This is a genomic window from Bacillus pumilus (genome assembly GCF_009937765.1).
Taxonomy (GTDB): Bacteria; Bacillota; Bacilli; order Bacillales; family Bacillaceae; genus Bacillus; species Bacillus pumilus_O.
On record NZ_CP047089.1, the window covers coordinates 3,157,771 to 3,179,779 of the forward strand.

Below are 22,009 nucleotides of genomic sequence, written 5' to 3' on the forward strand. Positions count from 1 at the left end.
CATTTTGTTGTATTTTTTATACATCTTTTCTCTAAGAACGTTGCAAATTCATTATTTATTCAGTAAAATATAATCAGATTGAAAAAAGCGTTTTCATTTTTGATGAAGAAAGAACGGATCTCTTTCAAGATCCGTCCAGTTTCTACTCTAAGAAGTCTTTTAATCGTTTACTTCTGCTTGGGTGTCTTAATTTACGAAGAGCTTTCGCTTCAATTTGGCGGATACGCTCTCTTGTGACGCCGAACACCTTTCCAACCTCTTCTAACGTACGTGTTCTTCCGTCATCTAGTCCGAAACGTAGTCTCAGTACATTTTCTTCACGGTCCGTCAGCGTGTCTAATACATCTTCAAGCTGCTCTTTTAACAATTCGTATGCAGCATGGTCAGATGGAGATGTCGCCTCTTGGTCTTCAATAAAGTCACCAAGGTGCGAGTCATCTTCTTCACCAATAGGTGTTTCTAAAGATACTGGCTCTTGTGCAATTTTAAGAATTTCTCTAACCTTTTCTGGCGTTAAATCCATGTCTTCAGCAATTTCCTCTGGCGTTGGTTCTCTGCCTAGGTCTTGCAGAAGCTGTCTTTGAACACGGATCAATTTATTAATGGTTTCCACCATATGAACCGGGATCCTGATTGTTCTTGCCTGATCGGCAATCGCACGCGTGATCGCCTGTCTAATCCACCAAGTCGCATATGTTGAGAATTTGTATCCTTTGCGGTAATCAAACTTCTCAACTGCCTTCATAAGACCCATGTTTCCTTCTTGAATCAAGTCCAGGAACAGCATACCACGACCGACGTAGCGTTTCGCGATGCTGACAACGAGACGAAGGTTTGCTTCCGCTAATCTTCTTTTTGATTCCTCATCGCCTTCTTCGATCTTTTGTGCATACGTAATTTCTTCTTTAGCAGATAACAAATTGACGCGTCCGATTTCTTTTAAGTACATACGAACAGGATCATTAATTTTGACACCTGGTGGTACGCTTAAATCATTCAGGTCAAATTCTTCTTCCGCTTTAGCCAGCTGCTGAACATTAGGGTCTTCTGTCTCTTCGTTTTCACTAATGAGCTCTACACCCTGTTCGCCTAAGTATTCATAGTATTCATCCATTTGGTCTGATTCAATTTCAAAGCTAGACATACGCTCTGCAATTTCTTCGTATGTTAAAACGCCCCGTTTTTTACCCGTTTCAGTGAGCTTATCTCTCACCTGTTCAAAGGTCAATTCAGTTTCGGTTTCGTGGGCTTGTTTATCAGCCATTATGGATCCCTCCTTCCAAAGCTTGCAACGAATTCTAAAGTAACTTGCGATTTGCTTCCGCCCTGCTTTTCTCTCTTTATCAAACAGATGAGCAAATAGGAATAAAATAAATAATGATGAAGGCAAGATGCTTGCGGTCTTATGCTCCTCCCATAAAGGATTCATTGCCAGCCGTAAGTCTTGTCATAAATATTAGACGTATTACTTCAGCGAACGGTTCAACTGAATAATTTCTTTTGCAAGTGTTGCCGCTTTGAAGAAATCTTTTTGCCTCTCCGCTTCTGCACGTTCTAGTTCTTTTTCCTTTATCATTGACAAATTCCGATGATTCAACACTTTTTTTACATAATCACTTAATTCAGCTTCACTCAGTTCGTCTCCAACTTGAATCATGAATATATCTGTCAGAAGCTGATTGATGACATCATCTTCTATACGGTTCATCAGGTGCTGCGGCGTTGGTTCTTTGCCTTCTTCATACAAAGCGTAAATGTATGTGGCAAGCGCCCTGTGAGAATCTATATTAAATTCAATCCCTACTCTGTCCAGTACTTTACGGATCACGTCATCGCTTTTTAACATATGAGCAAGCAGCATTCGCTCTGCATTTTCATATGCTGGGCGCAGACGTTTTCTTCGTACTTGTGTTGACAGATGTGCACGCCGTTTTTCAAGCCCGCTTTCTTCCTGCGTGCTTTTGGCCTCTTGACGCTGCTGTTTTTCAAACAGCTCCAGTTGTTCCTTTAATGAATCAAGTGAGATCGAGAACTCTCCAGCAAGCTGTTTCATGTAAATCTCTTGTTCCAAGGAACCGTTTAACCGGCTAATTTCTCGGAGTACCTGCTTCATATAAGAAAGCCGGTCCCCTTCATCAGATAAATTCTTTCCCCTTCGGAAAAAGTTCATCTTAAAAGTCATTAATGTCACGCTTGCATCTATGATGTCATTCCTAAATTTCTCGCCGCCATATTTACGAATGTAATCATCTGGATCAAGTCCATCTGGTATCATGGCAACGCGAACTTTACATCCTCTTTTTCCAAGCAAATCTGATGCTTTCATGGTGGCTTCATAACCGGCCGTGTCAGAGTCATAGCAAAGAATAATCTCTTCTACGTTCCGTCTGAGAAGTTTCACGTGCTCTTCTGTTAGAGACGTTCCCATTGTTGCAACACTTTCGCCGACACCTGATGTGACAGCTGAGATGACGTCAGCAAATCCTTCAAAAAGAACCGCACGTTCGCGTTTTCGAATATGCATACGCGCGTCATGAAAGTGATAAAGCAGCTTACTTTTATGAAAAAGTGGCGTTTCAGGACTATTCATATACTTGGGCTGCTGATCACCAAGTGATCTTCCGGAAAAAGCGACGACTGTCCCATGATGATCATGAATAGGAAACATCACACGATCCCTAAAGCGGTCAAAAAAGCCTGTTCCGTTTTCACGTTGAATCAAAAGACCGGCCTTTTCCATCATCGCAGGATCAAACCCTCGTTTTTCTAAAAACTTGGTCACGAAATCCCAAGAGTCAAGAGCATATCCGATCTCAAACTTGGCAATTGTTTCATCTGTAAAGCCTCTCGCCCGTAAATAATCGAGTGCGTTTTGACCTTCCTTTGTATTTACCAGCAAATGGTGGTAAAATTTCTTAAGAAGCTCATGCGCTTCAATCATTTTATGATCTGCTGTGTCCTCTTGATGTGAGGAGCTGATCTGAGCATTTGCTACATGATCAGGCAAATCAATATGGTACTTATCAGCAACATGTGAAACGGCTTCAATAAATGAGTAGCCTTCCATTTGTCTGAGGAACGAAAATACATTACCTCCTGCACCACAGCCAAAACAATGGAAGATTTGCTTATCTGCTGAAACAGAGAATGAAGGAGTATTTTCACCATGGAATGGACAAAGACCGAAGTAATTTCGACCTTGCTTTCTAAGCTGTACGTATTCTCCAATCACTTCGACAATGTCTGCGTTTTTTTGGATTTGCTCCAAAAGTTCATCTGGTATACGTTTGCTCATCCTAATAACACTCCGTCGTACATTATTCGCCTTTTAATTCAAAAATCCTTCATGATTCGACAGGATTTTTTGTAGTTGCGCAATAAATCGCTTTTTATCCTCTTCTAAAAGCTTTTTGGGACCTTTTCCGTATACACCTTTTCTTCGCTGTTTACTGGAAACATGCCTGCGTTCCAAATCAAAATCAATTGTTTCGTTCGTGTACATCCGTCCTCTTTCAGACAGGACAATGACCTGTCTTGGAAGTAGTAAGGAGGCAAGACCAATGTCTTGGGTGACGACAATATCATGTGCGGCAACTGAGTTCGCAATGACTAAATCCGCTGCTTCCTTATGTGTATCTACAAACCGCCAATCTTCAAGTGGAGATCTTTTGGTTTGAAAATGCTCATATGAAGCAATGAATGTCACTGGTATTTGAAATTGAGATGCAACAGAAAGGATTTCGTCTTTTACAGGACAAGCATCTGCATCGACATAAATCGTCCTCTCATGTTTATGTTCATTCAGGTGACTAATTCTCCATCCCTCCACCTTATTCCTGCTTTAGAGAAGCAAAAAGACCATACTTTTCCCCCATATAGCAAACAACAGTAAAACTCATTTTGTCGAAAAGTTATGTTCAGAATCACTTGACTTCTGCCAATATTAGTTTATTCGTTCTTGACTTAACTTAAACCTAAAATCAATCATTTTATCACAATTTTTTATTATAATACAAATGCAGCAAATATGCCATTGTTTTTGTTTACCCGTTTACCACCATAGGAAAAACCCAGGAGGAGCATCCTGAGTTTATTCGGAACCTCTTTTGGTCAGCATTTGATGAATGACATTTGCCGTTTCTTCAACTGCTTTATTGGATACATCAACAACTTGACAGTTAATGCGGTCCACCACTTTTTCAAAATACTCTAGCTCTTCTTTAATCCGTTCAATGTTCGCATAAATTGCGCGATCATTTAAACCTAGAGATTTCAATCGCTCTTTACGAATATGATTGAGTTTGTCTGGACTGATTTTCAGACCGATGCATTTCTTTGGATCAACTGAAAATAACTCCTCTGGCGGATCTACTTCAGGAACAATTGGAACGTTCGCTACCTTCAGCCGTTTATGCGCCAAGTATTGAGATAGTGGTGTCTTAGATGTACGTGATACACCGATGAGTACAATATCAGCCTTTAGAATGCCTCTTGGGTCTCTGCCGTCATCATACTTCACTGCGAACTCAATGGCTTCAACCTTTTTAAAATAGTCCTCATCTAATTGACGTACACGCCCCGGCTCATGTTTCGCTTCATTTCCATAAGCAGTCTCCATCTTGTCGATCAGTGGTCCGATGATGTCATAATAAACGACTCCGTTTGCTTCTGCCTCTTCAATTAAGAATTGGCGCATTTCTGGCACAACAAGCGTAAAGCAGACGATTCCGTTATCTGCTTTCGCCAGTGAAATGACTTCTTTAATCGTACCGACATCCTCTACATACGGGATTCTTCTAATATTTGAATGGTCTGATGAGCCGCCATCAAATTGGCTAAGTGCCGCTTTGACTACGAGCTCTGCCGTTTCTCCTACTGAATCTGATACCACAAAAATTACGCGATTACTCATAACATCCCCTCGCAGTCTTCTGTAATTAGATTATTTCGTTCTCTGATAAGCTAACAAGTATTTTCGTCATGTTTGTTTTTGTAATTCTGCCGACCACTTCAAAGCCTTTATCCGTATCTTTTATAACAGGAAGTGCATCTATCTGCTTTTCAATCAAGTGCTTAGCCACATCCATAATGAAATCTTCCTTGCGGCAAACGGTGATGTTCGGCATTCTTGTCATAATAATATGGACAGGGATTGATGGAAGCTCCTGTTTTCCAATACTTGCGCGAAGAAGGTCCTTCCTTGACAACACGCCTGTTAAAATAGAGTGATCGTCCACAACGAATAATGTGCCCACATCCTCTAAAAACATCGTACAAATCGCATCATAAACCGAAACATTCTCATGTATCACCACTGGAATGGATTGAAAATCTTTCACTTGAAGTTTTTTCAGCTTATCTGCTAAAAGCTGCGTGCCTGTTTTTCCTGTGAAAAAGTAACCGACCCTTGGTCTTGCTTCTAAAAAGCCTGACATCGTTAATATGGCTAAATCCGGTCTGAGGGTCGCCCTCGTTAAGTTCAGACGATCGGCGATATGCTCTCCAGTGATCGGACCATTCTCTTTGACAATCTGTAAAATCTGCTCTTGCCGTTTATTTAACTCGATTGTACTCACCACCTTTAAATAGAGAGAGCGAATCTTTACTTTATGTATATCATTTTCATAACTCATCATATTATAGCGCATCTTTGTCCGAATGAGACAAAAATCCACTCAAAAACCGTGAATTAAATGAGTAAAAAACGATTGCCCTTCAAAAAAGGCAACCGTTCTTAGGTATTTATTTTACAATTAAATTGTTCATATTCGCAAATGATTGAATGACTTTAGCTAGTTTGACCATTTGTGCCAAACGATTTCGCTTCAGCTTTTCATCATCTGCATGAACCATTGTGTGATCGAAATAATGAACAATCGGTGTTTTTAACGTATCAAGTGCCTCAAGTGCTGCGCTGTATTGACCTGCTGCTACATGTTCCTTGACGGCTGTCTCTACTTGCTGATACGCCTCATATAGCTTTTGTTCATGCTCATTTTCAAACAGCTCAGGCTGAATCTCTGCGTCTTCACCTTTTTTACTGATTGAAATGACGCGTCCTAATGCTTCTGCTGTTTCTTTGAAGCTTTCTTGTTTCACGCTCTCTTCAAGAACAGCTGCTTTTTTCACAACTGCATAAGGTTCAATATCTTCAACATCTAGCACTGCATCGACAACATCATGACGAATATGCTCTGCTTGGAGGACATATTTTAAACGATGTGTTAAAAATTCAATGAGAGCAGTTTCGTGTGCTTCTTCTACTTGAGCAAGTGCCAAAAGCTCTTTGAATGAAATATTCCAATGACGATCAAGCAGAATTTGAACGATACCGCTCGCTTGTCTTCTTAGTCCATAAGGATCTTGAGAGCCGGTTGGAATGACATCAATTGAGAAGAAGGAACAAATCGAATCCAGCTTATCGGCTATTGCCACAATTGCACCAATTAAAGTGGAAGGCGCCTCATCACCGGCAAAGCGCGGCATATAGTGCTCGTTGATGCTTTTAGCCACTTCTTCATGTTCGCCAAGTGCTTTTGCATATTTCTCGCCCATGATTCCTTGTAATTCTGGGAATTCATAGACCATTTGAGTCACAAGGTCAAATTTCGAAATACTTGCCGCTCTTGCCACACGCTCTGTCGTTTCCTCATCCGCACCGACATGTGCTGCTAAACGCGTCGCAATGTTAGTCACTCTCTTTAGCTTGTCGCCAATTGTGCCAAGTTTCTCATGGAATACGACCTTATCAAGCTTCTTAATATTGTCTTCAATGACTAGTTTTTCGTCTTCTTTATAGAAGAAGGCAGCATCTGATAAACGTGCACGAAGTACTTTTTCGTTCCCTCTTGCGACATTTTCAAGCGCTTCACTGTTTCCATTTCTCACCGTATTAAAGTGCGGCAATAATTCCCCTTGCTCATTTTTCACAGGGAAATAACGCTGATGCTCTTTCATTGTCGTTACCAATACTTCTTCCGGTAATGCAAGGAATTCTTCTTCAAAGGAACCCGATAGCACCGTTGGGTATTCTACAAGATTGTTGACCTCTTCTAGAAGCTCAGGATCAACAGGAATCACCCATCCTTTTTCTGAAGCTAGAGCATTTAGCTGCTCGGTAATGGCTTGTTTTCTTTTATCTGAATCTGCAATGACAAATTGATCGCGCAATGTTTGCTCATAAGAAGCAGGTGAGTCGATGATCGCTGCCTTACCAAGGAAACGGTGGCCTCTTGTCTCACGGCCGCTTTTCACCCCAGCAATGTCAACAGGTACAATCTCCTCTCCAAATAAACAAACAATCCATTTAATCGGACGGATGTAGCGTAAATCTTTGCTTCCCCATCTCATGTTCTTTGGAAAACTTAATGAAGTGGCGATCTCACCTAATGCTGGCAGAAGGTCTTTAACTTGTTTTCCTTCTTCAAACTTCTGCACATGGACATAATCCACTCCTTTGATCTCTTTAAAATAGAGATCATCTGTTGAAGCACCTTGTCCGCGGGCAAAACCTTCCGCAGCTTTTGTCCAGTTGCCTTCCGCATCTTGCGCAATCTTTTTAGCCGGACCTTTTGCTTCTTCTTTGATGTCTTCTTGTTTTTCTGCGACACCTGTCACAAGTACAGCAAGACGTCTTGGTGAGTTAAATAGAGTAACATCTTCAAATGAAATGTTTTGCGTTTTAAACCACGCTTTTACTTTTTCGCCTAGCTGCTTTGTGCTTTCTGACATGAAGCGAGCCGGCATCTCTTCTAAGCCGATTTCGAGTAATACATCTTGTTTATTCATGAGAAGCCGCCTCCTCTTTTAGCATAGGGAATCCCAATTTTTCTCGTTCTTCATAATAGGTTTTGGCTACTTTTCTTGCTAACTGGCGCACTCTTCCGATATATCCAGTTCGCTCAGTAACAGAAATTGCGCCCTTTGCATCGAGCAGGTTAAACGTATGAGAGCATTTGAGCACATAATCGTATGCTGGGTGAACAAGTCCTTTGTCCATTTGGCTATGCGCTTCCTTCTCATAGGTCGTAAATAGCTCAAACAACATGTCAGTATTAGATGTTTCAAATGTATAAACAGAGTGCTCATATTCAGCCATTAGGAATAAATCTCTGACCGTGAATCCGTCAGTCCATTCAAGATCGAAGACATTTTCTTTGTCCTGAATGTAGGAAGCAAGACGTTCAATACCGTATGTGATTTCAACGGAAACAGGCTTACATTCCAAACCGCCGACTTGCTGGAAATATGTGAATTGGGTGATTTCCATTCCATCAAGCCATACTTCCCAGCCAAGTCCTGCACAGCCAAGAGATGGGTTTTCCCAGTTGTCTTCGACAAAACGAATATCATGTTTCAGCGGGTCAATACCAAGCGCTTTCAATGATTCAAGATACAGTTCTTGAATATTGTCAGGTGACGGCTTAATGATCACTTGGAATTGATGATGCTGATACAATCTATTTGGGTTTTCTCCATATCTGCCATCAGCTGGGCGTCTTGAAGGCTCAACATACGCTACCTTCCACGGCTCTGGGCCAATGCTTCTGAGGAACGTGTATGGACTCATCGTTCCGGCACCTTTTTCTGTGTCATACGCCTGCATTAATACGCAGCCTTCATTTGACCAATGCTTTTGCAGCGTCAAAATCATGTCTTGAATATTCAATGATCGCACCTCCATCTTTTCTACACCATCCACTATGTACAGCGGGTGGGTCTAGAACCCCGCAAAAGAACACAAAAACTCCCGTCTCTATGCTCGCAAGGCTCCTTGCAAACATAGGGACGAGAGTTTTTCCCGCGGTTCCACCCTATTTGCTGGTATCGTAGCAACCAGCCGCTTTGTTTTACGTTGCTCAAGAATGCCTTTCGTTACGCCTCCATCCTTAGCTCACACCGCCCTAAGGTCGCTTTTATGGATTCTGCGCAAGTACTTCTTTCTGTCAATGCAACATATTTGATCTTAGATGATCTTACAAAAAGTCATGGAAGATGTCAACTTTTGTTTTCCCCGCCCATGAGCTTTTTCATGGATTCCATTTGATTCATGAATTTTTTTGATTTCAAATAAAGGCCTGAATACTCGTCATAGTAGTGGTCGAGCACTTGACGAATTTCTTGTTTCGTTTGCGGTTTCACATCAACCTGACCGAGCCTTGATAAATCAAAATAATGAAATAAACGGAGCAGCCTTGCAGCTGCTGGGGATAAGGGCAGTTTATACGGATCTTTAGAAAAGCAATTTTGGCAAATGAAGCCGTTATCTCTAATTGAGAAATGAAACTGCCCTTCTTTTTGACCACAATGAACACATTGATCAAGTTCGGGCTTCATCCCCATCACTGATAACATTTTAACCTCTACGATAAATAAGATAATATCAGCATCTGTGCCTTCATTCAGATGACGCAGAGATTGAAGCAAGAGCTCAAACAAATAAGGGTTTGGCTTTTTTTCTTCTGTGCCTTTATCGAGTAATTCTGTCATGTATGCGGCATATGCGGTCAAAAATAAATCTTCCCGAATGGTCCGCATACTTTCAATCATTTCACCTTGCTGGAGCGTTCCAAGTCCTGTTGATGATTGGATCAGGAAGGTTCCGTATAAAAACGGCTGGCTTATGGCTGACAGGCGGCTGTTTGATTTTTTTGCGCCTCTTGCCATCACACCAATTTTCCCATGTTCTCTAGTGAGCAGCGTGACAATTTTGTTTGTTTCGCCATAATCTGTTGTTCTAAGGACGATTCCTTCACTTTTAATGAGCATTTGTCTACACTCCGAGCATTGGAGGGGGTCAAGAATTATAAGATTGGAAAATCAAATCGTGCTATCTCTTCTTCAAGTACATCGGGTCTTTCCAGGTTCTCCTTTTCTAACTCTTTGAAAAGCAGATACGTGTCAACGCTTCCTGTTTGTGAAAATACGTTCCATGTAAAATTCAACATAAAAACCCCACCTTTCTTTATTAGAAGCAGCAACGCTACATCCAACATATTGATTTTATCTTGACCAGGCTACCTCCATTTCATGATAAACAATTTTTACTAATCGAACCGCACCATTGTCAGATTTTATGACAACAGCAACGTTTTTTTAATATTCGTCTTCTCTAAATCCGAAGTCACGAAGGTGAGTGGACTTATTACGCCAGTCCTTCTGAACCTTTACCCAAAGCTCCAGATACACTTTTGAACCGAGAAGTGCTTCGATATCTCTGCGCGCTTTTTGTCCCACTTCTTTTAATAAGCTGCCTCGTTTCCCAATCACAATCCCTTTTTGCGAATCACGTTCTACGACAATGGTCGCCGCCACATGGATCTTGCCATTTTCATCTGGCTTAATGGATTCGATCGCAACTGCAATGCTATGCGGAATCTCTTCTCTCGTTAAATGCAGCACTTTTTCACGAATTAATTCAGAAATAATAAATCGCTCTGGATGGTCTGTTACTTGATCTGCTGGGTAAAATTGCGGGCCCTCAGGAAGATAACCTTCAACCTGCTGAAGAAGCGTATCAATGTTGTTTCCTTCAAGAGCTGAAATTGGCACAATTTCCTTAAATGGATAACGTGTGCGGTATTCATCAATTAAAAGGAACAGCTCATCTGGGTGAATTTGGTCGATTTTATTGACGACTAGAAATACTGGTGTAGATGTTTGCTTGAGTCGTTCAATGATGAATTCATCACCCTTGCCATAGCCTTCCTTTGCATTGATCATAAACAAGATCAGGTCGACTTCCTTCAGTGTATTTTGAGCCACTTTCATCATAAAATCACCAAGCTTATGCTTAGGTTTATGAATACCTGGTGTATCGATAAAGATCGTTTGTGACGAGTTTGTTGTTAAGACACCTTGCACTTTATTTCGTGTCGTTTGGGGCTTATCACTCATGATAGCAATCTTTTGTCCAATAACACGATTAAGAAAAGTTGATTTTCCTACATTTGGTCTTCCAATAATTGATACAAATCCTGATTTGAAGCTTTCGTTAGTCATTTAAATCCTCCGGTGAAAATGCGCCTGGCAATAGTTCATTTACTGTTGTTTCGTATATTTGTCCTTTTAAGTTCGTTAGAATCACTGGCATGTCAGGTGCACATAGCTCTGAAATGACCTGTCTGCATGCCCCGCACGGCGAAACAGGACGGTCTGTATCAGCCACTACTGCTAGCATTTGAAACGATGTGATGCCTTCTGAATAGGCTTTAAAAAGTGCTGTTCTTTCCGCACAATTACACATACCATATGCTGCATTTTCAATGTTGCAGCCGCCATACACTGTTCCATCATTCGACAGTAATGCTGCACCGACTTTGAATTTTGAATAGGGTACATATGCAAAGTCCCTTGCTTTAATTGCTTCTGAAATCAACTCTTGTTTGTTCATTCCTAGTTCCCACTTTCAGAAGAAATGGTACCACTGTCACATTTATATTTTACATAATTCACGTGACATTTTCACGCCCATTTCTAAAAATGTTAATAAATAGTAATATTGTTCTATTGCATGATCTTCGGTAAGAAGATGATCAATCCAATCATAACCGAAATCGCGGCGTAAACGCAAACAGCGCCTGCTGCAGCGTCTTTCGCTTTCTCAGCAAGTGGGTGCCTCTCTTCTGTCATCAGGTCCACTGTATGTTCAATGGCTGTATTGACAAGTTCAAGCGCAAACATCCCCCCGCATAAAAGCAAAACGATCATCCATTCAAATGGTTCAATGTGAAACCAAAAGCCGCAGATCATCACGATGATGGCTGCGACTGTGTGAAATCGAAAATTCCGTTCATTCAAGAAAGTTCGCCATATTCCTCTAAATGCATAATAAAAACTCCGAAAAAAACGGGCAAGCGGCCTTCTTTTCTTACGAAGATCTTGAAAGGCCATAATCATCCAAGATCTTTGTCTGTTTGGCGAACATTTCTTTTTCATCTTCCTCTGTCATATGATCAAACCCGAGCAAATGCAGAAATCCATGAATGGTGAGGAATCCAAGCTCTCTCATAAAGGAATGTCCATATTCCTCTGCCTGCTCTTTCGTACGGTCCACACTAATGATGATGTCGCCAAGTACTGGCGGAATATCATCAGCACCAATGATTTCAATTTCCCCTTCTCCTTCTTCCTCAAGTGCAAATGAGATCACATCCGTTGGTGCGTCTTTTCCGCGGTATTCTTTATTGATTTGATGAATCTCTTCATTCGAGACGATCGTCACTGATACCTCCGCTTGATCTTTAACCTCAAGGGCATCAGCAGCGAACTGAAGAAGCTTTTCCACTTCTTCAAGCTGCTCTTTTGATACTTGTCCTGTTTCATCTATTAAATCAATTAACAATGTCATTTACTTCACCTTCTGCTTCGGGGCATCCGGATATTCAATCCGAGAATGGAAAATCCCCTTTAATGTTGTACAAATCGTTTGACTAATAATATTTAACTCTTTAAATGTCAGATCACATTCACTGAATTGCCCATCCTGCATTTTATCGGAAATAATGCCTTTGACGAGCTTTTCGATCCGTTCTGGATTTGGATTATGCATCGATCGTACCGCTGCTTCCACGCTATCCGCTACAGAAATAATTGCCGCTTCTTTTGATTGCGGTTTTGGACCAGGATAACGGAATTCTTCTTCTGTCACCTGATCATCACGCTCTTTTGCCTTATAGTAAAAGAACTTTAACAGTGACTTCCCGTGATGCTGTTCGGCAATATCGACAAGCTCTTCAGGAAACTTCTTTTCTCTCAGCATATCAGCTCCATCTGTCGTATGAGCAATAATGATATTTTTACTTAACTGAGGGGAAAGCTTGTCATGCGGATTATCAATGTTCATTTGGTTTTCGATAAAGTATTGGGGTCTTTTCGTTTTGCCAATGTCATGATAATAAGCGCCAACCCTTGCTAAAAGACCGTTTGCTCCGACTGCTTCACATGCCGCATCCGCTAAATTTGCCACCATGACACTATGATGATATGTACCTGGTGTCTCTGTTAAAATCTTTTTAAGCAGCGGATGATTTGGATTTGATAGTTCAATCAGCTTCATTGTTGAAAGAATGCCAAACATACTCTCAAACACAGGCATTAGCCCAATGACCAAAATAGATGATGCAAACCCTGACACAATTGCCATCATAAGGTTTACACCGATTTCAAGCCCTGATGGTGAGGAGTTTTGGATGAGCGTAATGGATAGAACCACAAGGACATTCACCAAAGAGACCCAAAGCCCTGCCTGTAATATTTTTGAACGTGCATTATGCTTTCTCAAAAATAAAATGCCCGCCATCCCGCTCACAAGGTAATAAGCGCAGATCACATAGTTAAAGACGCCGGTTACACCTTGATTAAACATCATACTGCCGCAAAGAGCAAATACTAGACCAGAGAAAATCGCTAGCCGCTCATTGATAAGCAGCTTGATCAGCATTGTGCCAAGTGCCACTGGCACCACATATCCTATTGTCGTATATTTCGTTTCCTGGAAGAGACTGAATACTTCCATGATGACTAAAATAATCGTGAAAATGAGCGAATAGAGTAGCAACGACTTATTCTTATGAACAAGCGATTTTTTCCTCGATTCAAGTGAATGAATAATCGCTGCTAAAAACAGTCCAATCAAGATCATAAGACCGCTTACAGGCTTAATCAAATTGGAGCTGTTTAAGAGCCCTGTCAGTTCTAATTTACGATACACTTCTCGGTCGATAAGCTCTCCTTCTTCGACTAAGATTTGCCCTTGCTTAATCTGAACCGGCTGAATATTATCAGCGGCTTCTTGTCTTTTCTTCTCTGTTGCCACTGGATCAAATACATAGTTTGGAATGATCGCAAATTCACCGATTTCTTTCGCTGCATTTAAGTATTTTGATGGAATTGAGTTGTTTTCAAGCTCTGTTTTCACTTGTTTTTTCTCTTCTTGCAATTTCGCTGCTGTGATTTCTTTACTCATCAGTGAATTCACCACTGTGATGATAGAATCCTTAGTAAAAGAGAGATTTTCGTCACTTGCTTGAAGCAGCGCTTTGATGGATTGGTCTGAAACAGCCTCCTGCATATCTGAGGTCAGTTTTTCTTTTACACGCTTGACCATTTCTTTATCCGATGGCGGATTCTCTTTTTCATCAGCTGCTTTTTTCTCTTCTTTTATAGCTTCGAAAAGGGAGGAGATGAGATCAACTCGATTGTCAGAATACGCTTTTTTGAGTGTATATTGATCCTCTACTTGATCTGTTGCTTCTTGTTTCTTTTCTTCTGTCGCTTCTTGATCATCGACGGTTGATGGAGAATAGATGGTCTGTTCGCTCACCGAAAATAAATCTAAGTCGAGCGATTCAGGCTTTACATGGAAGAAGAGCACCACGAACAGAATGGCTGCTAAACCAGCGTATAGCAAAACATTTAAATAGCGTGAGCGCTCCATTTTCTGAGGTTCTTTTTTAGACAGCAGTCTTTTACGCTTACTGTCTTTCTGATTCTTTCTCAAGGAAAGTACCTCCTTTTTTACTTTAAACCACGATCGAAACAAAATGACCCGATGAAGACGATCGGGTCATTAAGGTCATTTTTGCTTTTCGTATGCTCCGATGATCTTTGCCACAAGCGGGTGTCTGACCACATCTGTTTGGTCTAGCTCAATAAATGAGATGCCCTTGATCTCTGCAAGCATGTCCTTTGCAGCAGCAAGGCCAGACTGCATGCCCTTCGGCAAGTCAATCTGTGTAATATCTCCTGTAATGACCATTTTAGAGCCAAACCCAAGTCTCGTCAAAAACATTTTCATTTGGGCAGGCGTTGTATTCTGCGCTTCATCTAAAATAACAAATGCGTCATCAAGGGTCCGCCCTCTCATGTAGGCAAGAGGCGCTATTTCAATCACCCCACGCTCGATTAAACGTTCCGTATGATCACTGCCAAGCACATCATGTAAGGCATCATATAGTGGTCTTAAATAAGGATCTACTTTTTCTTTTAGATCACCTGGTAAAAAGCCAAGGCTCTCTCCTGCTTCTACAGCTGGTCTTGTCAGGATAATTCGTTTCACATGTCCATTTTTCAGTGCATGTACGGCGTTGACGACTGCCAAATACGTCTTCCCTGTTCCAGCTGGTCCAATTCCAAAGACAAGGTCATCTTTTTTCATTGCCGCAGCATATTCCCGCTGGCCAATGGTTTTTACCCTGATTGACTTTCCTTTAGCATTTTTCGTAATTTCATCTTCATACATATTTTCAAAATAATTGAGCTTATCTTTTTGCGCCATTTTAATGGCATATACGACATCCCGTTCAGAAATCTCAATTCCTTTTCGGATGAGATGTAAGAGAGATGTCATCAGACGGCTCGCTGTTTCTCTTGATGCTTCCTGACCAGAAACATACACTTTTTCTCCGCGCGTAATAATGGAGACATTCAGCTCGTTTTCCATCAGTTTCAGATAAGCATCTTGATTACCAAATAAAGCAATCGCTTCGTTTGGGCTATCTAATTTTTGTTGAATTTCAAGTAAATGTTCTGTCATTCTCTAGTCTCCCTGAACAATAGGTGTTGGTTGAACAATATCTTCTATTACTTGGTAAAGGATGATTAACTTAACTTTACCATTCCCTGTTGTCTCGTGCAAAACTTTTTCACTTTTCACCTCTCCTGTTTGACCTAGCTTCTCTTCTAATTCTTTTTTACCCATTTTAATCCCTGCTTGAACTGCTTCTTTATTTGTGTATGTTCGGTTCATTGTTTCACTTTCGCGTGTCGTTTCTTTTTCATAGGAAAATGGGAGCTGGAAATTTAAGAAATGGAGTGGGTGAACTTCTGTTTCTGTTTTTGGCTGCTTAAAATCATCCTTTTTAAAGGAAAAGCCCCAAAATGGCACTGAACCTCCAAATGCGGAGAGCTTGTGCTTTGTCTTCATTTTACCCGTAAAGACATCAAAAGATGTTTGAAGAGGGACAGAAACTTCAGAACGGTACCACGTTTCTCCATAAATTTTTGCTTTAGCACCGACCGTTTTTTGCTGGTCTTCGCTGCCGATGAGGCCAGAGACGAGCATTTGTCCTTTCTTCACATGTTCATCAACTGCGGCAAGCGGCTCTCCTTTTTCCACATACATTCTCGTGATGACCGCCTTCTTCTTGGCCACAATATGCTGTGGGCTTGTATATTTTTCTTTTTCCGGCTCATTTTTTTCCACAACTTTCATTTGAAATGTTGTACCGTTAAGTTCAACGCCAACCCATGTAATGCTTTGAATATTGGCGGTCAGTGATTTTTGGATTTTTTCAGGTGTTCCCATTAGAAACTGAAAACGGCCTTTTTGTACCCCAATCTCGTCTAAATGCTTTCTCATCTGATGTTCAGTTTCTGGATTGGCTCCTTTAATATCAATTTTCCACACCATGTTCGAAAGCGCCAATATCGTCGCTAGAAAAAACACAATCCCAAGGGTAAACCCAATATTCTTCCTTGACCATAGGAGAAGGAACGGAAATCCCTTCTTTTGATGAAACGAACATGATACCTCATGATGTCTTTGTACTTTTCTGAAAGCATGTACATCTGATAAGCGAATAAATAAGCGCACGCTGTCTTGACGGCGGATCACTTGAAACATTGTGATCCCCTGTCTCGTGCACTCATTGATAAGCCGCTCAATGCCGTTTCCCTTGATCTCCACTTCCACTCTGCCAATAAAATAGGCGAACCATTTATTCTTCACACTTCTCCCCTCCGTCAGTTAAGAATCAATATAACGGACCTCATCGATTTTCCCTTCTAATAAGATCTCTTCTGGCAAAATCGTTTTAATCACAAAATCTTTCCCTGAAATAATGCATTGTCCTTGCTTGAGCATTAGCCTTACTTCTTGATCACTGAAAAGCAAAAGCCCTTTATGGTTCTCTATGTAAATGTGGAGTCTGCCAACCATCGTAATACGGGGAAGATCCATCATGACGTCTGGAGGGATTTCAAGTGTTCTTGTCAGCCATGCTTTAAGTCGATTTTTTCTTTTGCCCATTCAATAAGAACCCCTTCCCACCTCATGTGTATGAGATCAAACTGAAAGATGGTGAGACCGCTGAGAAAGCCTCTATATCATCTTATTCCTTAGTGGTTCAGATCATGCTAATGAATCCCGCAAAACAGCCATTTCATCATTATTCACTGCGAGAGGTCTCTATCAGGACAAACATAAAAAGCCCCTTTATATAAAGGGACTTTCTTGTTCATCTTTTATATGGCCGGTTCATCGTTCTGTGCGGCTTTTTCGCGCGCGGCTCTCCAAATACTTCTCCAAGAAGCATGCCTTGAACAACAGTATTTTGATTAAGCTTGTCAATGACGTGCGGCTTCATTTCCGCAGCAGAAGCTTTCGGCTTGGTCAGCTGCCTTTCAAGAGATTTGAACTCTTTATTCAGCTCGCTTTTTCTTTCTTCCATTTCAGCTAGTGTAGCGGTATAACGATCCTGTAAGGACTGTGAACCTTGTTTCTTCATCCCGCCATGATCATGCACATCGCCAAAATCGTCCAACCGGTCTGTTGAGACCGGGTTTTCTGCTTTCTTTTGAGGCATAGGCTTATTCTGAGGAGCCGGCTTATGTTGCCGGTTGTCTTGTTCCTTCTCCTCTTGTTTGCCGATTTTCCCAAATACAGCAGAGATAATACCGATGATAATCGCAATTAGTAACGGATTTTCAAATAAAATGTCCATTGGGCTCCCTCCTTAAAGCGTGAGAGGATGCTTATTTGTTTTCATTATCAGATGGACCTTTTGTCATTTTACCAAATGAATCTCTCATATCCGTATCAGCATCGATATTCTTAATATTCATGTAGTCCATGACTCCAATATTCCCTTCACGTAACGCTTCAGCCATGGCAAGTGGTACTTCCGCCTCGGCTTCTACGACTTTCGCGCGCATTTCTTCAACTTTCGCACGCATTTCTTGCTCCTGGGCAACAGCCATTGCGCGGCGTTCTTCAGCTTTTGCCTGTGCAATGTTTTTATCTGCTTCTGCTTGGTCTGTTTGCAGAATTGCCCCGATGTTCTTACCGATATCCACATCTGCGATATCAATCGAGAGAATTTCAAATGCAGTACCTGAATCTAATCCTTTACCAAGAACCGTTTGAGAAATCATATCTGGGTTTTCTAGAACCCTTTTATGATTATTTGACGAACCGATTGTAGAGACAATCCCTTCACCTACACGAGCAATAATTGTTTCTTCCCCAGCACCACCGACAAGTCGTTCGATGTTTGCACGAACTGTGATACGTGCTTTTGCTTTTACTTCAATCCCGTCCATTGCCACACCAGAGATAAATGGTGTTTCTATGACTTTAGGGTTTACACTCATTTGTACAGCTTCAAGTACGTCACGGCCTGCTAGGTCGATTGCTGCACAGCGTGCAAAGTTCAATTCAATATTCGCACGTTGAGCCGCGATTAATGCATTTACAACTCGGTCAACGTTACCACCTGCAAGGTAATGACTTTCTAGTTGGTTAATCGTCACATCAAGACCTGCTTTATGTGCTTTGATGAGCGGATTGACCACTCGGTTTGGAATGACTCGGCGAAGTCTCATTCCTACAAGTGTAAAAATGCTCACTCTTACGCCAGCCGCTAGGGCAGAAATCCACAGCATCACCGGTACAAAGGTGAAGAAGATCGATAGAACGATCAGACCTGCTGCGATAATCACAAATAATAATAAAGTAGACGGATCCATTTTATTCCTCCTATAAATTCAGTATATCTATACTTTCCTCACGACAATGCGTGAGCCTTCCGCTTTGACGATTTTAACCTGTTCATCCTTGTCAATAAACGCACCTTCTGACACAACATCAATGCGTTCATCTCCGAGTACAGCCGTCCCAGATGGGCGAAGCGCTGTCAATGTAACAGCGATCTGTCCAACAAGATCCTCTCTTGTTTCATTTGAGACATAACCGCTTTCTTTATTGGTTGAATCGGTTAAAATGAATTTTTTAAAAAATTTCATACGTTTCCCCAACACCTTTGTCAATAAGATAACTGCTATGATTGAAACAGCAGTGGCAATCAAGATGGAAATCGCCATTTCTGTAAAGCTTCCAGCTGCTAAAAATAAGCTGACAACCACACAGATCAGTCCAATGACACCTACGATTCCCCCCGGCAAAAACAATTCCAGGATTAAGAGCAATAACCCTGCTAAAAACAGGAACAACGTCTCATATCCTGCAAAGCCTGCCACGAGATGACCATAAAAGAATAGAAGAAGCGCTGTCACTCCCATGGTGCCTGGAACACCGAATCCGGGTGAATAGAGTTCAACGATTAACCCTAAGCTTGCAATGGATAAAAGGATTGGAATGACGATTGGATGCGTAAGAAAGCGCGCAACCTTTTCAGCAAAGCTTACTTCATCATATTGAACTGAAGCATTTGCTAACTTCAGTTTTTGAAGCAAGTCATCTAAATTTTTCGCTTCACCTTCTGCGTAACCGAATTGAAGCGCTCGATCCGTATTAAAGGTGAGCAGTTCTCCTTTTGGTGCACCGGCATCTTTCGCATCTATGTCTGAATCAGCCATCGCAAGCGCATATTTCGGATCACGTCCCTGCTTTTCGGCAGCATCGCTCATTTCAGCAAGCCATAGAGACTCAGATTTTTGATCGGCAGCATTGCCTTCACCGTCAATGATCGCAGCAGCCCCCATCTTTCCATTTGGGGTCATATAAATTTGATCGGCATTTAGTGCAAGGAATGCCCCGGCTGAAAGCGCTCTATGATTCACAAACGCTGTCACAGGAATATCAGACGCACGAATAGTATCTGCAATCTCAAGCGCGGCATCGACTGCACCACCGGGCGTATTGATGTCTAGAATGATATGTTTCGCTCGTTCGGACTTGGCATGCTCAAATGATCGTTCAATAAATTTAGAAAGTCCTTTTTCTACTGTATCTTCAATTGGGATAACATGAACTTTCTGATCTACTGATTTCGCGGTCAATTGAACCCCTAATAATAAGCATATTATAAAACAACTGAAGAGAGCAATAGAAATTTTTATTTTTTTCATCTATTTGGTGATCCCTCCTCTCTATCTTCCATTTTACCGTTCCTTTACATACGTTACAAATGTATCATAGGTTTCATTTTTATATGACAGAATGATGAGGGTATAAAAAAAGTACCCTTCTAACAATAGAAGGATACTTTTTTATTGAGACAGCTGCTCGCTGACAAGTCTGTTAATGACAGCTCCATCAGCTTTACCTTTTACTTTTGGCATAATAGCGCTCATGACTTTACCCATATCAGCTTTCGATGAAGCACCTGTTTCAGCGATCGTCTCTTTCACGATCGTTTGCAGTTCTTCTTCAGAAAGCTGTTCAGGTAAATAAACGTCTAAGATGTCAATCTCTTTTTGAACTTTATCTACTAAATCTAAGCGATTAGCTTTCGAAAATTCATGGAGGGAGTCTTTACGTTGCTTAATCTCGCGGGAAAGGACGGTTAGTTCCTCATCGCCGGTCAAACTGTCTTTCTTAAGCTTAATTGCTTCATTTTGGAGCGAAGCCTTTACCATCCGAATGACAACAAGCTTGTCTTTCTCACGGTTTTTCATCATAAGCTTCATATCAGAATTTAATTGCTCAAGAAGACTCATAAAATCCACCCTCTTTAGAATTTACGTTTTCTAGCAGCTTCAGACTTTTTCTTGCGCTTTACGCTAGGCTTTTCATAAAATTCACGCTTTCTTGCTTCTTGCAATGTTCCAGTTTTGGATACACTGCGTTTAAAGCGACGAAGAGCATCTTCAAGCGATTCGTTTTTTCTAACGACCGTTTTTGACATTCTCTTTCCCTCCCTCCGAATACACCAATCGACTGCATTAAAAAAAGATATACATGCAAAACATGTACCTAGACATTATAATATAAGCCTAGTGTGAGGTCAACTAAGTGATTTGGAAATATATTTTCGTCATGAGCAGGTAGACAAGTCCATATATTCATTGGTAAGAGGAGGACTTTTCTATGATGGCGATCATTTATTTTTGTGCACTTATTTTCATTTTTTTATGGTCAATGGGTTTGCTGAGAAAAGGATTAATGGCGCTTGCGTCGTCTCGTATTGAGAAATCACTTCTTCTCTTTACAGATCACCCAGTAAAGGCATTCTTAGTCAGTATTATATTTACAGGAATTCTTCAAAGCAGTTCAGCGTTTATGGTCATCGTGATCGGCTTTGTCAGTACAGGCATTCTCTCTTTTAAAAAGTCCATTCCAATGATTCTTGGTACGAATATTGGCTCTACGTTTACAACAGAATTTATTGCCATTAAAATGGATGTTTTCATGTGGGTCTTGATCCTAGCTGGTCTGATATGCATGATGTTAGGCAGGAAATCCTTTAGGCATGCAGGAAAAAGTATATTTGGGCTCGGGATGATCTTTTTCTGCATTCAAGGCTTTTCTAAAATTGCAGGTATGATGACAAGTCAGCCTGAGACATTGCGCTTTCTTGAAATGATGCAGCATTCTGACTGGACGGCACTGCTTTCTGGCACTATTTTTACTGCGATTGTTCATTCGAGCTCCGTTTGTATCGGTATTTTAATGGGGTTTATGAATGAAGGAACAGTTGGGCTTCAGGAAGGCATCAGCTTTGTATTAGGGTCCAATATCGGGACATGTATTACAGCCGTAATGGCTGCCATATCTGGCGGCTATGCAGCACGACAAACAGCTTATGCACACGTTTTGTTTAATGTGCTCGGAGTGCTTTTATGTCTCCCGTTTCTCGCCATGATAACTGAATTCGTCGCCCTGCTTGCAAATGCGCCAGCCCAGCAAATTGCGCATTTTAGCCTGCTGTTTAATGTGGCAAGCTCTTTGCTTTTCTTCCCATTCATCCGTCCATTTCACACATTGATTTTATGTCTTTTACCGAATCAATCAAAATAAAAACACCAGCTTGCCTTTTGGGCAGCCGGT

The 22,009-nt window shown here is 41.2% G+C and carries 23 protein-coding genes and 1 other annotated feature; of the genes, 1 reads left to right on the forward strand and 22 read right to left on the reverse strand.

The window, feature by feature from the left end:
* Positions 1-142: 142 nt before the first annotated feature.
* The 22 genes from rpoD to rpsU all read right to left on the reverse strand — a co-directional run bounded on the left by rpoD (position 143) and on the right by rpsU (position 20,867).
* A complete protein-coding gene (rpoD, locus tag GPS65_RS15690; protein WP_008342392.1) occupies positions 143-1,264 on the reverse strand; it encodes an RNA polymerase sigma factor RpoD in 1,122 nt (373 codons plus the stop codon).
* Positions 1,265-1,465: 201 nt separating this feature from the next.
* Positions 1,466-3,295 carry a DNA primase gene (gene dnaG / locus GPS65_RS15695; protein ID WP_012010607.1) on the reverse strand — a complete coding sequence of 610 codons (1,830 nt, stop codon included), beginning with the start codon at positions 3,293-3,295 and terminating at the stop codon, positions 1,466-1,468.
* 33 nt (positions 3,296-3,328) lie between these two features.
* Positions 3,329-3,829 (reverse strand): YaiI/YqxD family protein, encoded by a 501-nt coding sequence (locus GPS65_RS15700; protein WP_012010608.1) that lies wholly within the window; start codon positions 3,827-3,829, stop codon positions 3,329-3,331.
* 261 nt (positions 3,830-4,090) lie between these two features.
* On the reverse strand, positions 4,091-4,912 hold the full coding sequence (locus tag GPS65_RS15705) for a pyruvate, water dikinase regulatory protein (protein WP_008342399.1): 822 nt from the start codon (positions 4,910-4,912) through the stop codon (positions 4,091-4,093).
* Positions 4,913-4,937: 25 nt separating this feature from the next.
* Positions 4,938-5,576, reverse strand: coding sequence for a transcriptional regulator CcpN (ccpN, locus tag GPS65_RS15710; protein ID WP_024423017.1), 639 nt, complete (start codon positions 5,574-5,576; stop codon positions 4,938-4,940).
* Positions 5,577-5,742: 166 nt separating this feature from the next.
* A complete protein-coding gene (gene glyS / locus GPS65_RS15715) occupies positions 5,743-7,788 on the reverse strand; it encodes a glycine--tRNA ligase subunit beta (protein WP_161985456.1) in 2,046 nt (681 codons plus the stop codon).
* Positions 7,781-8,668 carry a glycine--tRNA ligase subunit alpha gene (glyQ, locus tag GPS65_RS15720; RefSeq protein WP_012010611.1) on the reverse strand — a complete coding sequence of 296 codons (888 nt, stop codon included), beginning with the start codon at positions 8,666-8,668 and terminating at the stop codon, positions 7,781-7,783. Before glyQ ends, glyS begins: the two co-directional genes overlap by 8 nt.
* A gap of 112 nt (positions 8,669-8,780) precedes the next feature.
* Positions 8,781-8,958: a binding site (T-box leader), on the reverse strand.
* A 39-nt stretch (positions 8,959-8,997) separates the two neighbouring features.
* Entirely contained in the window at positions 8,998-9,768 is a 771-nt protein-coding gene (gene recO / locus GPS65_RS15725; RefSeq protein WP_012010612.1) for a DNA repair protein RecO, read from the reverse strand.
* Between the two features lie 35 nt (positions 9,769-9,803).
* Positions 9,804-9,947 carry a YqzL family protein gene (locus tag GPS65_RS15730; RefSeq protein ID WP_003217288.1) on the reverse strand — a complete coding sequence of 48 codons (144 nt, stop codon included), beginning with the start codon at positions 9,945-9,947 and terminating at the stop codon, positions 9,804-9,806.
* Between the two features lie 148 nt (positions 9,948-10,095).
* Positions 10,096-11,001: a GTPase Era gene (era, locus tag GPS65_RS15735; RefSeq protein ID WP_012010613.1), complete on the reverse strand. Its 906-nt coding sequence runs from the start codon at positions 10,999-11,001 to the stop codon at positions 10,096-10,098.
* Positions 10,994-11,392, reverse strand: a complete 399-nt coding sequence (locus GPS65_RS15740; protein ID WP_012010614.1) for a cytidine deaminase — start codon at positions 11,390-11,392, stop codon at positions 10,994-10,996. Before GPS65_RS15740 ends, era begins: the two co-directional genes overlap by 8 nt.
* Positions 11,393-11,505: 113 nt before the next feature.
* Positions 11,506-11,892, reverse strand: a complete 387-nt coding sequence (locus tag GPS65_RS15745; protein WP_041815743.1) for a diacylglycerol kinase family protein — start codon at positions 11,890-11,892, stop codon at positions 11,506-11,508.
* Entirely contained in the window at positions 11,870-12,349 is a 480-nt protein-coding gene (gene ybeY / locus GPS65_RS15750) for an rRNA maturation RNase YbeY (RefSeq protein ID WP_012010615.1), read from the reverse strand. Before ybeY ends, GPS65_RS15745 begins: the two co-directional genes overlap by 23 nt.
* Positions 12,350-14,461 (reverse strand): HD family phosphohydrolase, encoded by a 2,112-nt coding sequence (locus tag GPS65_RS15755; RefSeq protein ID WP_391509971.1) that lies wholly within the window; start codon positions 14,459-14,461, stop codon positions 12,350-12,352.
* 114 nt (positions 14,462-14,575) lie between these two features.
* Positions 14,576-15,535, reverse strand: coding sequence for a PhoH family protein (locus tag GPS65_RS15760; protein ID WP_003217430.1), 960 nt, complete (start codon positions 15,533-15,535; stop codon positions 14,576-14,578).
* Between the two features lie 3 nt (positions 15,536-15,538).
* Positions 15,539-16,729 carry a sporulation protein YqfD gene (gene yqfD, locus GPS65_RS15765; protein WP_144473715.1) on the reverse strand — a complete coding sequence of 397 codons (1,191 nt, stop codon included), beginning with the start codon at positions 16,727-16,729 and terminating at the stop codon, positions 15,539-15,541.
* Positions 16,730-16,747: 18 nt separating this feature from the next.
* Complete coding sequence (gene yqfC / locus GPS65_RS15770; RefSeq protein ID WP_012010618.1) at positions 16,748-17,029, reverse strand: sporulation protein YqfC; 282 nt, start codon at positions 17,027-17,029, stop codon at positions 16,748-16,750.
* 208 nt (positions 17,030-17,237) lie between these two features.
* Positions 17,238-17,723, reverse strand: coding sequence for a hypothetical protein (locus GPS65_RS15775; protein ID WP_144473717.1), 486 nt, complete (start codon positions 17,721-17,723; stop codon positions 17,238-17,240).
* 31 nt (positions 17,724-17,754) lie between these two features.
* Complete coding sequence (gene floA / locus GPS65_RS15780; RefSeq protein WP_012010621.1) at positions 17,755-18,747, reverse strand: flotillin-like protein FloA; 993 nt, start codon at positions 18,745-18,747, stop codon at positions 17,755-17,757.
* A gap of 27 nt (positions 18,748-18,774) precedes the next feature.
* Positions 18,775-20,088 carry an NfeD family protein gene (locus tag GPS65_RS15785; RefSeq protein ID WP_144473719.1) on the reverse strand — a complete coding sequence of 438 codons (1,314 nt, stop codon included), beginning with the start codon at positions 20,086-20,088 and terminating at the stop codon, positions 18,775-18,777.
* Between the two features lie 141 nt (positions 20,089-20,229).
* The gene (locus GPS65_RS15790) at positions 20,230-20,679 is read right to left on the reverse strand and encodes a GatB/YqeY domain-containing protein (protein WP_041086254.1); all 450 of its coding nucleotides are present in this window, start codon (positions 20,677-20,679) and stop codon (positions 20,230-20,232) included.
* 14 nt (positions 20,680-20,693) lie between these two features.
* A complete protein-coding gene (gene rpsU, locus GPS65_RS15795) occupies positions 20,694-20,867 on the reverse strand; it encodes a 30S ribosomal protein S21 (RefSeq protein WP_003152957.1) in 174 nt (57 codons plus the stop codon).
* Positions 20,868-21,049: 182 nt separating this feature from the next.
* Between rpsU and GPS65_RS15800 the strand changes: the two genes are divergently transcribed.
* A complete protein-coding gene (locus GPS65_RS15800; protein WP_144473721.1) occupies positions 21,050-21,979 on the forward strand; it encodes a Na/Pi symporter in 930 nt (309 codons plus the stop codon).
* Positions 21,980-22,009 lie beyond the last annotated feature (30 nt).

Excerpts from the sequence above, each read along its gene's own strand:
- GPS65_RS15740 (WP_012010614.1), bottom strand. The coding sequence starts at position 11,392 with ATGAACAAACAAGAGTTGATTTCAGAAGCAATTAAAGCAAGGGACTTT.
- glyS (WP_161985456.1), bottom strand. The coding sequence starts at position 7,788 with ATGAATAAACAAGATGTATTACTCGAAATCGGCTTAGAAGAGATGCCG.
- recO (WP_012010612.1), bottom strand. The coding sequence starts at position 9,768 with ATGCTCATTAAAAGTGAAGGAATCGTCCTTAGAACAACAGATTATGGC.
- era (WP_012010613.1), bottom strand. The coding sequence starts at position 11,001 with ATGACTAACGAAAGCTTCAAATCAGGATTTGTATCAATTATTGGAAGA.
- ybeY (WP_012010615.1), bottom strand. The coding sequence starts at position 12,349 with ATGACATTGTTAATTGATTTAATAGATGAAACAGGACAAGTATCAAAA.
- rpsU (WP_003152957.1), bottom strand. The coding sequence starts at position 20,867 with ATGTCAAAAACGGTCGTTAGAAAAAACGAATCGCTTGAAGATGCTCTT.
- rpoD (WP_008342392.1), bottom strand. The coding sequence starts at position 1,264 with ATGGCTGATAAACAAGCCCACGAAACCGAAACTGAATTGACCTTTGAA.
- dnaG (WP_012010607.1), bottom strand. The coding sequence starts at position 3,295 with ATGAGCAAACGTATACCAGATGAACTTTTGGAGCAAATCCAAAAAAAC.
- GPS65_RS15760 (WP_003217430.1), bottom strand. The coding sequence starts at position 15,535 with ATGACAGAACATTTACTTGAAATTCAACAAAAATTAGATAGCCCAAAC.
- GPS65_RS15730 (WP_003217288.1), bottom strand. The coding sequence starts at position 9,947 with ATGTTGAATTTTACATGGAACGTATTTTCACAAACAGGAAGCGTTGAC.
- yqfC (WP_012010618.1), bottom strand. The coding sequence starts at position 17,029 with ATGGGCAAAAGAAAAAATCGACTTAAAGCATGGCTGACAAGAACACTT.
- GPS65_RS15790 (WP_041086254.1), bottom strand. The coding sequence starts at position 20,679 with ATGAGTCTTCTTGAGCAATTAAATTCTGATATGAAGCTTATGATGAAA.
- GPS65_RS15745 (WP_041815743.1), bottom strand. The coding sequence starts at position 11,892 with ATGGCCTTTCAAGATCTTCGTAAGAAAAGAAGGCCGCTTGCCCGTTTT.
- GPS65_RS15775 (WP_144473717.1), bottom strand. The coding sequence starts at position 17,723 with ATGGACATTTTATTTGAAAATCCGTTACTAATTGCGATTATCATCGGT.
- floA (WP_012010621.1), bottom strand. The coding sequence starts at position 18,747 with ATGGATCCGTCTACTTTATTATTATTTGTGATTATCGCAGCAGGTCTG.
- GPS65_RS15785 (WP_144473719.1), bottom strand. The coding sequence starts at position 20,088 with ATGAAAAAAATAAAAATTTCTATTGCTCTCTTCAGTTGTTTTATAATA.
- GPS65_RS15800 (WP_144473721.1), top strand. The coding sequence starts at position 21,050 with ATGATGGCGATCATTTATTTTTGTGCACTTATTTTCATTTTTTTATGG.
- GPS65_RS15705 (WP_008342399.1), bottom strand. The coding sequence starts at position 4,912 with ATGAGTAATCGCGTAATTTTTGTGGTATCAGATTCAGTAGGAGAAACG.